General features: G+C 35.1%; 10 protein-coding genes. 6 read left to right on the top strand and 4 right to left on the bottom strand.

The annotated features are described in order from the left end of the window. Positions 1-62 precede the first annotated feature (62 nt). A complete protein-coding gene (locus tag VB248_RS09930; RefSeq protein WP_323296617.1) occupies positions 63-1661 on the bottom strand; it encodes a Na+/H+ antiporter in 1599 nt (532 codons plus the stop codon). A 130-nt stretch (positions 1662-1791) separates the two neighbouring features. Then, entirely contained in the window at positions 1792-2577 is a 786-nt protein-coding gene (locus tag VB248_RS09935) for a hypothetical protein (RefSeq protein WP_323296618.1), read from the bottom strand. A 469-nt stretch (positions 2578-3046) separates the two neighbouring features. Between VB248_RS09935 and VB248_RS09940 the strand changes: the two genes are divergently transcribed. After that, positions 3047-4078 (top strand): sensor histidine kinase, encoded by a 1032-nt coding sequence (locus VB248_RS09940; protein ID WP_323296619.1) that lies wholly within the window; start codon positions 3047-3049, stop codon positions 4076-4078. Further along, positions 4079-4777 (top strand): LytR/AlgR family response regulator transcription factor, encoded by a 699-nt coding sequence (locus VB248_RS09945; RefSeq protein ID WP_323296620.1) that lies wholly within the window; start codon positions 4079-4081, stop codon positions 4775-4777. Between the two features lie 105 nt (positions 4778-4882). On the opposite strand, the gene hslU is transcribed toward VB248_RS09945, so the two are convergent. Together hslU and porQ are read right to left on the bottom strand one after the other, a co-directional pair. Next, positions 4883-6274, bottom strand: a complete 1392-nt coding sequence (gene hslU / locus VB248_RS09950) for an ATP-dependent protease ATPase subunit HslU (RefSeq protein WP_323296621.1) — start codon at positions 6272-6274, stop codon at positions 4883-4885. Between the two features lie 57 nt (positions 6275-6331). Beyond that, on the bottom strand, positions 6332-7366 hold the full coding sequence (porQ, locus tag VB248_RS09955; RefSeq protein ID WP_323296622.1) for a type IX secretion system protein PorQ: 1035 nt from the start codon (positions 7364-7366) through the stop codon (positions 6332-6334). Positions 7367-7637: 271 nt separating this feature from the next. On the opposite strand from porQ, the gene VB248_RS09960 reads away from it, so the two are divergent. From VB248_RS09960 to VB248_RS09975, 4 genes are all read left to right on the top strand, one after another. Then, entirely contained in the window at positions 7638-9194 is a 1557-nt protein-coding gene (locus tag VB248_RS09960; RefSeq protein WP_323296623.1) for an acyl-CoA carboxylase subunit beta, read from the top strand. A gap of 197 nt (positions 9195-9391) precedes the next feature. Then, positions 9392-10426, top strand: a complete 1035-nt coding sequence (locus tag VB248_RS09965; RefSeq protein WP_323296624.1) for an AAA family ATPase — start codon at positions 9392-9394, stop codon at positions 10424-10426. Next, positions 10423-11034, top strand: a complete 612-nt coding sequence (locus VB248_RS09970; protein WP_323296625.1) for a DUF3226 domain-containing protein — start codon at positions 10423-10425, stop codon at positions 11032-11034. Before VB248_RS09965 ends, VB248_RS09970 begins: the two co-directional genes overlap by 4 nt. A 3-nt stretch (positions 11035-11037) precedes the next feature. After that, positions 11038-12108: a M42 family metallopeptidase gene (locus VB248_RS09975; RefSeq protein WP_323296626.1), complete on the top strand. Its 1071-nt coding sequence runs from the start codon at positions 11038-11040 to the stop codon at positions 12106-12108. The last annotated feature ends 11 nt before the right edge of the window (positions 12109-12119 follow it).

A 12119-nucleotide genomic window follows, 5' to 3' on the forward strand; every position in this document is an offset into this window, starting at 1 on the left:
AATCTGTCAACCTATTTTAGGCAAGCACATGTAATCACCAATTACTTTTTACTAATCACTACTTATAAAATCGCTTTTTCCCTGATTTTATATTCTTCGATGTCAATCAAAGTATGATATTTTCTGATAAGCTCTTCGTCAAATTCATCTAAATGATTTATTTCATTCAGCAGGATTCGTTGCTGTTCTAACAATTCAAGATAAATCGTTTGGTTCTTTTTTATCGTAAAACCATGAGACGTTTCTCTGGTTTCGATGGCTTGGCTCAAAAAACTCAATTCAATCGTAAGGCGTTCGTACAAATTGCTGATATGTTCATTTTGAAGGCAGTTTTTACCGTACTTTTCTTCTAAATACGCCAAAGAATTCTGAGCCATTTTGTGCTGAATACTTACTTCCTGCTCTTTTTCAGGAGTAGAATTATCCTTTATTTTTAGTTTTTTAATCAACCACGGAAGCGTCAATCCTTGAAAAACTAAGGTTACTAAAATGACGATAAAGGTAATAAACAAAATAAGGTTTCTATTCGGGAAAGCTTGTCCTTCTTGAATATACAAAGGAATCGCCAAAGCAGAAGCCAATGAAACTACGCCCCGCATTCCTGCCCAACCAAAAATTACTGGCAATCGCCAACCCGGATTAGGGTCGGCAACTTTGATAAAGTGGCTCATAAAGCGAGTAAAAAGCGATGCTCCTAAAGTACAAATTATCCGACAAAGCGTAAGTACAAACGAAATCGCCAAGCCATAGCCCACTGCTGTGACAATACTGGTATCGCCAAGTTGCTGAACCACAGTGGGTAATTGCAAACCAATCAGTAAAAAAACTAAACCATTCAGCACAAATACTAAACTCGACCAAACGTTGGTACTTTGTAACCTACTCAAATAAGTAAGCATACTTTGTCGCTTACTCGACAACAGCAAACCGCCACTTACCACCGCCAAAACGCCCGAAAAATGAAAATGTTCGGCAGCATAATACATAAAATAGGGCGTAAGAAAAGTAAGAACAACTTCTATACTTGGCGTAGTGGGCAACCATTTATGAATAGCATAAAAGACAAAACCAATGGCTAAACCAATAAGCGTACCCATTACAATTACCCAAAAGAAACTATTGGCAGCCGCTTGCCAGTGAAATTGCCCCGTAATGACGGCCGCTAAAGCAAAGCGAAATACAATCAGCGAAGAAGCATCGTTCATCAGACTTTCCCCTTCGATGATGCTCAAAAGTCTTTTGGGTACTTTCAACTGACGCATGATAGTGGTTGCCGAAATGGCATCGGGTGGAGAAATGATTCCGCCTAATAAAAAACCCAAAGCCAAAGTAAAACCCGGAATGAGTGCTTGCGACACAAAAGCCACTACGCAAGAAGTAAGAATGACGATTGGAAAAGCAAAACTTGCAATGACTCTTCGCCATTTCCAAAATTCCTTCCAAGAGGTTTGCCAAGCGGATTCGTACAAAAGTGGTGGTAGAAAAATAAAAAAAACTAAGTCAGGCTCAATTTTTACATTTGAAAAAGCAGGAAAATAACTGAGTATCAAGCCTCCTACCACTAAAACAATCGGATAGGCAATACGCAATTTATTGGCAAACATCACCAATGCCAAAATAATTAAAATGAGTGAAACATATTCAATAAATAAAGTTTGCATGAAATGGGAATTAAGTACGGCATCAAAGTAATTTGGCCATTGGTTTAAGAGTTATTTTTCATTCTCTTTTAAGTTAATAAGTTTTTGTGAAATAAAACCCTTAATACAGATTGAAAAATCTTTTTAGTTCTTATTTACCATTATAATTTTTCCCAAAAGCATAGTTTACACTCACATTCCAAACAAAATCTTTTCCTGTAATATCTGTCTGAATTGTCTTACTTAGAATAGAAGCAATGGTAATTGGCGAATTCTTTTTTGCCAAAGTAATGTTTGCATTGGTATAAAAACCGTCTTTGCTATCCATTTTTAAGTAATAAACTTGCGGAACAAGTCTTAAATAATACTGATTAGAAAGCCTGATTAAAGAAAAGTTACTTCTTAGAGCCAAGAAGTGAATATTTTGAGTAGCGTCGAACTCAAAACCATGAGCATATAAATAGTACAGCCCCAAACTGATATTTTTAGCAACATTATAATTTGGCGAAAATTCAGTAGCCAGTACTCTTTGCGAAATCATTACATTTTTGGGTTCACCATTGATGAGGTAAGTTCTTTCTCTGAATGCAATAGCTGGATGAGTCCCAATGTTTACCGCCCATTTTGAAGTTCTCAGTAATTTATAACGCCACCAGAAAAGAAAATTCCAAGGTTTTCCTTCCAGAGCAAAACGAAATTGAGGTTCAAAACTAAGTCTTTTTCTACTAACCACTAAATCGAACATGGCAGCAGGTTTCCCCAGCGAAAAAGAAGGTAACAAAGAAATGCCATTGTGGGTTAAATTAACCGCACCACCAACATAAATGGGTACTTGGGTACTGTCGGCTTGCTGTGAAAAAGCCACCTGAGCCAAGGTAATAAGAAAACAAAATGTGGATACTTTAATGAAGAGTGTTTTTGATTTGAAAAATTTCATCAGCTTGGATTTGTTATATTTTTATACAACAAAATTATTTGATTCGTAGAGGTGCAACTCAACGAATTTCAAACGAAAACTTACAAATTTCAAATAATCATTCTATAAAGTATCGTAATTGCACTTTTTATGGATTTTAATTTAAGTATTAATATATCAAATACTTATGGCAATTTGATTCTAAAAAACATTTAGAATCTCTTACCTCAAGATAAATAACTGTAATTTCTAATACGCTTAAATATGCCAAGGGAACAAGCAAGCTGTTTATTTGAATTCTTCAAATTTCTTTTTCCATTTTGCGGTAAAATCCATTTTTAAAATTCAAAGAATTGATATTCAATGAAGCCGACAGCATCTAATAATACTTGTCGTTGGTGGATAATGCTGGTTGTTGGTCTAAATTACCTGTCTGTTAAAGTCGTATCTCTATTATTTATTCTAATTTAGGCATCAAAAATCTGTTTAGATGAACAATCGCCAAAATTCTATTCGCTTTAATATTACTTTTTGGGTACTCTACTTTTTGTACGAATGGCTCGGAATGGGTGCGGCTACTGACCAATATTATGTGTATTTTCTGAAAGCTTGTACTTCCTTTCCAATCGCTTTTGTGGTTTCTTACTTGTCGATTCATTACTTGTTCAAGCAATTTTATTTGTCGAACCAAAAAACTATTTTTTGGATAGGACAAATAACCGTTGCCTTGGTGTTTGTGATGCTGAAAAGGTACATCAACTACTATTACTTATACCCTTTATATCATGTAGAAGGGATGCTGAAACCGCTGATATTTTTACCCAAAATCTTGATAGAATTTGTAAATCTGTACCTAATTGTGTCTTTGTATGGAATGTTCTTTTTTATCAGAAGTTGGTACGGGCAACAGCAAGTTTTACAGGAATTGAAACAAGAAAAAATAGCTGCCGAACTTGAATTGCTGAAATCGCAAGTACAACCGCATTTTATTTTTAATATGCTGAATAATTTTTATTCAAGTGCTTTTAAAAATAGTCCAGAAACGGCACAACAAATTTTAAAACTTTCTAATTTACTTGAATACAGCCTTTACGATTCTAAAAAAGATAAAGTGCCTCTGAAAGAAGAAATCGACTACATCATCAATTATGTGGATTTACAAAAAATTAGGGTTGGCGATAAATTAGATGTGTCAGTCAATATTTTTGATAATATCATCGGTTTTCAGATTTCACCTTTATTATTGCTGCCACTTATTGAAAACTGTTTCAAACATGGCGTGAATAAATCTATTGGACAATCGTGGATTCGTATGGATGTTTCAGCGAAAGAAAAAACCTTAGTTTTCAAAATTGAAAACAGTATTGAAGCCGAAAACCTTGTGGTGATTAATCAAAATGGAGGTTTGGGTTTGAAAAACGTAAAAAGAAGACTTGAATTACTTTATCCGAATACACACGAATTTAATATTTTTCAAGAAGCCAATAGTTTTTTAGTGGTGTTAAAAATCATTGTAAACTAAATGAATCATTGCCTCATCATCGACGACGAACTGCCTGCCAGAGAATTAATTAAAATGTACTTAGAAAATCTTCCAGATTTTGAAGTTGTCAAAACATTTGATAATGCCGTTGAAGGTTTTGTTTATCTCCAAAACCATTCGGTTGATTTACTTTTTTTAGATATTCAAATGCCCAAAATGACTGGTTTGGAATTGCTGAAATCTTTACAAAAACGACCAAAAGTAATCATGACAACGGCTTTTCGGGAGTATGCCGTAGAAGGTTTTGAACTGGAAGTTTTTGATTATTTGGTAAAACCCATCAGTCAAGACCGTTTTTTGAAAACCATTTCAAAGTATTTACACTTTCAAGAAATTACCCAAAGTACTGCATCAAACAAGTCAAATTATGAAGATGCTTATATCTTTTTTAAAGTCGGAAAAGAGCAAATAAAAGTATTTCTCAATGATATTTTGTACATAGAAGGCTTGAAAGATTATATCAAATTATTCACTTGCCACGGGATGTATGTTGTCTATGAAAGAATGGGCTATATGGAAGCCAAATTGCCCGAATCAAAATTTGTAAGAATTCATAAATCGTTTATCATAGCCGTCGATAAAGTTTACTCTTATACCAACGACTGTATCAAAATCGGAAATCAGAAACTTCCAATCGGAAGAATTTACAAACAAGGATTTTTAAATAAAATTCTTTGAGAAAAAGACGGTTTTGAACGATTAATTTAAAAACAAAAAAGCCGTAAAACACAGTAATTTCAAGGATGAATTACTGTGTTTTACGGCTTTTTGATGAATCAATTTCTACAAAATATATTGACTCAAATCTCTATTTTTTACCATACCGCCTAAGCGTTCTGTTACCAAAGCTTTGGTAATGACGATTTTTTCGTTTGGTAAAATTACGTCTGGAATATCAAACATAATATCGTTTAATAAATGTGACATTACGGTTTGTAAACGTCTTGCTCCGATATTTTCTACTTCTGAATTTACCGCAAAAGCGATGCGTGCGATTTCTGCTAAAGCTTCATCATCAAAGGTCAATTCTACGCCTTCCGACTGCAATAGTGAAACATACTGTTTCGTCAAAGCACTTTTAGGTTCTTTCAGAATACGATAAAAATCTTCTTCTTTCAAACTTTGTAGTTCTACTCTAATCGGGAAACGACCTTGTAATTCAGGAATCAAATCGCTTGGTTTTGATACATGGAAAGCACCAGCCGCAATAAAAAGAATATGGTCGGTATTGATAACGCCATGTTTTGTATTGACTGAAGAGCCTTCAACAATTGGCAACATATCTCGCTGAACGCCCTCACGGCTTACGTCTGGACCACCACCTCCACTACGTGATGAAGCAATTTTATCAATTTCGTCAATGAAAATAATGCCTAAATTTTCAGCTTTTCTGATAGCCTCTTCTTTTACTTCGTCCATGTCTATCAACTTAGCTGATTCTTCTTCTAAAAGAATTTTACGAGCTTCGGCGATAGTCATTTTGCGTTTTTTCTCTCTTTTAGGCAACATTCCGCCAATCATTTCCGAAATATTCATCATCGACATTTCGTCAATTGGTCCACCCATAACTCCAATATTTGGCGTATTAGGAGCTTTGATAGCGATGTCAATTTTACGATTTTCTAATTCGCCTTTTCTAAGTTTTTCACGAAATAACTCACGAGTACGTTGGTTCAGTTCTTCGTCCGACTGCGGTACTTCGTTTTCAAAGCCAATTTTATCTTGCTTTTTCTTTTTTCCCGTTTTACTCATCGAAGGCACAAGAGCCTCCACGATAATTTCTTCTACAAATTCTAAAGCTTTGTCTTTTACTTCTTCTTTTTTTGAAATCTGCACCAAATGAATCGAAGACTCCACCAAATCTCTAACCATAGATTCTACGTCTCGTCCTACGTAGCCAACTTCTGTAAATTTAGAAGCCTCTACTTTTGTAAAAGGAGCGTCCGCCAATTTCGCCAAACGTCTGGCAATTTCGGTTTTACCAACGCCCGTAGAACCTATCATCAAAATATTATTGGGTGTAATTTCTTTTTGCATCTCCTCTGGAGCATTCATTCGTCGCCAACGGTTACGAAGAGCAATCGCTACATTTTTTTTGGCATCTTTCTGCCCAATGATGTACTTGTCGAGTTCAGCGACAATTTGTTTTGGAGTTAATGAATCTAAATTTGCCATCTTTAAAGCGTACCCACAACAAGAGTAAAGTATCTAAAATTGTTGGTTGGTGAATTGTTATTTAATTATTCTATTGAAATCACAAACTAAACCAAAGCTATTCAAATTTCCAGCAACATTATAGCCAGAATATGAATAAGTAAAATTAAGGAATTTTGTATGGACTAAAAATCCTAAAGAAAACCCCGAGAAACCTCCTACCTTTTGTTGGCTCAATTCCGCACTTCTTTGATGATTGTAGCCGATTAAGGCATGAAAGTTTTTACTTAATAAAAGCTCTGCCCCAAAAACCAAATGGCGAGCAATTTTATCAACTGGGCTAATAGTAGTTTCGATGACGTTTCCGTTTAAATCTTTCGTGACGATACTTTTGTCTAAATAAGCAATATCGTATTTGTAAAGATGATGTGCCGTCAAAGAAAAATACACAGGCATATATTTAGGTTTAAAGCTGATGCCTGCTTGTACATCAAAAGGTAAATTAGGTTTATCAAAGTTTGTGTATGACTTAAAGGCAAGTCCTACATTCTTTACACTTAGTCCAAAACTCAACGTTTGCTTTGGATGTTTAAAGATAGCACCAAAATCCATTAAGACGGCTACCGAAGAATAACTTTCAATGACAGAAGATACATATTTTAAATTTCCACCAAAAGTAATATTTCCTTGCGTTTTGGCACTTGAAAGCGTTAGAGCAACGTCGTTTGCTGTAAATTGCCCAAGTACTACGCCAGCGGCATCTGTCTGTTGAAAATTATTATAAGCAATAGACTGTACACCAATCGCTACAATTTGTTTATGAATTTTTCGGGCATAAGCCGCCGAAGAGTAATTGACACCAGCAAAGTAAGGTAAATAGTTGACGGCTAATAAATTATGTTCAGAAGTATCTAATAAAGCAGGGTTTTGAAAAATCGCATTTACGTCTTTTGAAGTATTGGAAACATTGATACCGCCCAAAGCCATCGTTTGAGGATTAGCAGGAATCGTCAGAAAACTAAAACTACTATTACCACCAATTTGTGCCATAGATTTGCTAAAAATCGACAAAAAAAATATCATAAAAAAAATCCATATACAGGTACTTCTCATACTTTACATTCACAGGTTTATTTTTTCTTGTCAAAAACCATCTTTCTTTTATTCCAAGAATAACGTTTTGAATCCATCATTCAATACTAATCAATTGATTTTAATTCTCCTAATTCAGTAATCAAAAGACATTTTTTCAATAAATTTTATGCTTGTAAGCATCAGAAAATAGTAATTTCAAGAATCTATATCATTTTTGCAGGTTCTTATGAGTTGTACTCCTATCTTTGATTTGAATTAAAGCAAAACCATAAGAGCAAAATTATTTACCATGAAAACGAAGAGTAATCAAACCAAATTTGAGGAATTAATCCAGAAAAATGAAGAAGCATTATTGGGTGGCGGTGAGAAAAGAATTGGCGTTCAACACAAAAAAGGAAAACTAACAGCACGTGAACGAATAGCTTTATTATTAGATGAAGGCAGTTTTGAAGAAATTGGAAAATTTGTAGTTCATCGTTGTAAAGACTTTGGTTTAGAAAATGAATCGTACTTAGGCGACGGCGTTGTAACGGGCTACGGAACAGTAAGCGGAAGATTAGTTTACGTTTTTGCCCAAGATTTTACCGTTTTTGGTGGAGCATTATCCGAAACTTTTGCAGAAAAAATCTGTAAAATCATGGATTTAGCCATGAAAAATGGAGCACCACTCATCGGTTTAAATGATTCAGGCGGTGCGAGGATTCAAGAAGGCGTTACTTCATTAGCAGGTTATGCAGATATTTTCTATAAAAATACTTTAGCATCGGGCGTAATTCCACAGATTTCTGCCATCATGGGGCCATGTGCAGGCGGAGCAGTCTATTCGCCAGCCATTACAGACTTTATTTTGATGGTAGAAAATACTTCATATATGTTTGTAACAGGGCCAAACGTAGTAAAAACCGTAACTCACGAATTGGTGACTTCTGAAGAATTAGGTGGAGCTTCTACGCACTCAACCAAATCGGGCGTTACGCATTTTTCTTGTGCCAACGAAGTTACTTGTATCAACGACATTAAGAAAATTCTTTCTTATGTTCCTCAAAACTGTGAAGACCAAGCCCCAGCTTTACCTTATGAAGCAGGAAACGAAGAACGCAAAGAGTTAAACAACATCATTCCAGAAAACCCCAATCAGCCTTACGACATCAAAGAAGTAATTGAACATATTACTGATACAGATTCATTCTTTGAAGTACATAAAAATTACGCAGAAAATATTGTAGTAGGTTTTGCTCGTTTGGCAGGTAGGAGTATCGGTATTGTTGCCAATCAGCCAGCGGTGATGGCGGGCGTTTTAGATATTCATGCAAGCCAAAAAGCAGCAAGATTTGTCCGTTTCTGCGACTGTTTCAATATTCCTTTATTGGTGTTAGAAGATGTTCCCGGCTTTATGCCCGGCACAAACCAAGAATGGGGTGGCATCATTACGCACGGAGCAAAATTATTATATGCTTTCTGCGAAGCCACTGTGCCAAGAATTACCGTAATTACACGTAAAGCCTACGGCGGAGCTTATGACGTAATGAACTCGAAACACATCGGAGCGGATATGAATTACGCTTGGCCAACAGCAGAAATTGCCGTGATGGGAGCAAAAGGAGCAGCAGAAATTATTTTCAAAAGAGAGATTTCAGAAGCTTTGAACCAAGAAGAAAAATTGGAAGAAAAGGTAGATGAATACACTGAAAAATTTGCGAATCCGTACAGAGCAGCCAACAGAGGTTATATTGACGAAGTGATTATGCCTTCGGAAACTCGTCAAAAATTAATTCGTGCTTTCAAAATGTTAGAAAACAAAGTAGCGAATTTACCGAGAAAGAAACATGGAAATATTCCTTTATAACTATGAGCTTTAAGCCTCGAGCTGTGAGCAATGAACTTTTCTTTTTTTCAGAATACTTAATCAAAAACTGATTTTTATCCCCAAAGGCTTTTAAAACCTTTGGGGTTTTGTATTTTTGTGAAAATGACAAAATCATGGGAGAAAACCATTTAACATATTTCAAAATAGAAAACTTCAAAAGATTTGATTCTTTTGAAATGGAAAACCTTGGTCAATTCAACCTTTTGGTAGGTGATAATAATGTTGGAAAGACGAGTGTATTGGAGGGATTGTTATTTGATGAGAAGACTTATGAGTGGTTAGTTAAACTAACAAATGCCTTTATACTTAGAAAAATATTTCCTTCACAAAGTTTTAAAATATCTGATATTTCAAGCATTTTATCTAAAATTGGTGCATGGGAAAGTATATTAAGAGATTCAACTAAGCCTTTAGAGTGCAGTTTTTCTCTTAAAGGTAAAAATAGTAAAAAAGCAATAGGGCTTTCTCCAATCGAATTTGATTTAGTTAATAAAACTGACAATGATTTTATTATCAACCAGTTTATAGATACCAGCGATGGACAACTTTTAAGAATTTACAGTAATTCTGAACATATTAATACGGTTTGTTTATCTCAAAGATACCTTTCTCAAGCTAAAAAAAGTTTTAATCTTTTAGCGAATAATACAGGATACTCCGAGCAACTTGTAAAGAAATATGTACAGAATGTGAATCCTGATAAAACTATCCGAAAAGCATTTGATAATATAATCAGAATATTAATTCCAAATTTAGAAGAAACCAGATTGCACAGTAACTTCAATACCGAAAGTATAGGTATTGTTTTACTTGAAGATGATAAAATTTATCCTATTACTCGATTTGGCGATGGTGTTGTGAAACTTGCCAGAATTATCATTGGCATTTTAAGTTGTGAGGAAGATAAACGCATTATGATTGATGAAATCGAAAATGGCATTCACTTCTCACGCCTAAAAGATTTCTGGAAGACAGTTATTACGCTCTGTAAACAATTTGATGTTCAACTTTTTGCTACTACTCATAGTTTAGAATGTCAAAGATATTTTGTGGAAGCTTTGTCGGAGTTGGGAGAAGAGTATCAAAAAGATGCCCGAAATATCAGTTTGTTAGAAAATGCTAAAGGTGAAGTAAAGTCTGTAACTTTTGATTTTGAGCAGTTTGAATTTGCATTAAGTATTGGTGCTAATACGAGAGGAGGGCAACGATGAAAAGGGTTCAAATCTTTGTAGAAGGCATTGCCGATGCCAAATTTTTAAAAGATTTTGTTGCAAATACTTATAAAATCGACTTGGAAATTGGAAAGGTTGGCAGCGAAAGTGCTAATCCAGATATTTTAATTGTTGGTGGTAAAGACAAAATTTATATGGTTTCTAATCTTTTTAAAGAAAATGAAATCAATGGAATAGCCAATATTGTCATTTTTGATGCAGATAATTTTGCCGAAGAAAATCCAAAATTTATCCAATATCAAACAAAATATGCTATTGATGACTATTTTTTATTACCCAATAACCAAGGTGACGGAGATTTAGAAACCTTACTTGTACAAATTATCAATCCAGAGCATCAAGGTATTTTTGAATGTTGGGCAGGTTATGAAGATTGTTTACGTTCGCATAAAGGTAAAAACTATACAACCCCAGCTCGTAAAACTAAAATTTACGCATATTTAGAAGCACTTTTAGGTGAAAGTAAAAATCAGAAAAAGAAAATAAAAGAAGCCGAGAGAGAGTATTCAAATAAAAGTCACTGGAATCTGAATGCTCCTGCTCTCAATAATTTAAAAACATTTTTAGATAAATTTTTTATAGAATAAGTTATGACTGAAAACGCAAAAACATTCCTCTACGAATACCTCAACAATGCTTCGCCAACTGGCTTTGAAGCTCCGGGACAACAAATCTGGTTGGATTATATCAAACCTTACATCGACGAAACGATTATTGATGTTTACGGAACTGCCGTGGGGGTTATCAATCCCAACCAACCTTATAAAGTAGTTATTGAAGCTCATGCCGACGAAATTTCTTGGTTTGTGAATTATATCGACGATAACGGCTATATTTTCGTAAGAAGAAATGGTGGCTCTGATGCCGTGATTGCTCCTTCGATGCGTTGTAATTTACACACTAAAAAAGGCGTTGTAAAAGGCATTTTTGGCTACCCTGCTATTCACGTGCGTGATATTGCTAAAGACAAAGCTCCTACTGTCAATGATATTTTTATTGATTTAGGTGCTGCCAACAAAAAGGAAGTAGAAGAAATGGGCGTTCATGTAGGTACAGTCGTTACTTTTGAAGATGGTCTTACAGAATTGAACAATCGTTACTTCGTTGGTCGTGCTTTGGATAACCGCATGGGTGGTTTTATGATTGCCGAAGTAGCCAGAATGTTGAAAGAAAACAATGTTGAGCTACCATTTACTTTGTATGTTGTCAATGCCGTACAAGAAGAAATCGGTTTGCGTGGTGCTGAAATGATTGTAAGACGTTTGAAACCAGACGTTGCCATTGTAACAGACGTTACACACGATACTCAGTCGCCGATGTACAACAAAAAAGAGCAAGGTGATTTGAAATGTGGTTCTGGCCCTGTGATTTGTTATGGCCCAGCGGTACAGAACAATTTACGTGATTTTATCATCGACGTTGCCGAAGCTAAAGAAATCAAAATTCAGCGTCAGGCGGTTTCTCGTTCTACGGGTACAGATACTGATTCTTTCGCTTATGCTACTGAAGGTGTTGCATCTGCTTTGATTTCCTTGCCATTGAAATATATGCACACGACTGTTGAAACTGTTTCAAAAGACGATGTGCAAGCGGTTATTAACTTGATTTATGAATCTTTACTTGCCTTAAAAGGAAATGAAGATTGGCGTTATATAAAGTAATTTAGCTACGA

This window comes from Arcicella rigui, assembly GCF_034929435.1.
GTDB classification, from domain to species: domain Bacteria; phylum Bacteroidota; class Bacteroidia; order Cytophagales; family Spirosomataceae; genus Arcicella; species Arcicella rigui.

Coding starts and splice junctions, on each gene's coding strand:
- VB248_RS09975 (WP_323296626.1), top strand. CDS start 11,038: ATGACTGAAAACGCAAAAACATTCCTCTACGAATACCTCAACAATGCT.
- VB248_RS09930 (WP_323296617.1), bottom strand. CDS start 1,661: ATGCAAACTTTATTTATTGAATATGTTTCACTCATTTTAATTATTTTG.
- VB248_RS09940 (WP_323296619.1), top strand. CDS start 3,047: ATGAACAATCGCCAAAATTCTATTCGCTTTAATATTACTTTTTGGGTA.
- VB248_RS09970 (WP_323296625.1), top strand. CDS start 10,423: ATGAAAAGGGTTCAAATCTTTGTAGAAGGCATTGCCGATGCCAAATTT.
- VB248_RS09965 (WP_323296624.1), top strand. CDS start 9,392: ATGGAAAACCTTGGTCAATTCAACCTTTTGGTAGGTGATAATAATGTT.
- porQ (WP_323296622.1), bottom strand. CDS start 7,366: ATGAGAAGTACCTGTATATGGATTTTTTTTATGATATTTTTTTTGTCG.
- hslU (WP_323296621.1), bottom strand. CDS start 6,274: ATGGCAAATTTAGATTCATTAACTCCAAAACAAATTGTCGCTGAACTC.
- VB248_RS09960 (WP_323296623.1), top strand. CDS start 7,638: ATGAAAACGAAGAGTAATCAAACCAAATTTGAGGAATTAATCCAGAAA.
- VB248_RS09935 (WP_323296618.1), bottom strand. CDS start 2,577: ATGAAATTTTTCAAATCAAAAACACTCTTCATTAAAGTATCCACATTT.
- VB248_RS09945 (WP_323296620.1), top strand. CDS start 4,079: ATGAATCATTGCCTCATCATCGACGACGAACTGCCTGCCAGAGAATTA.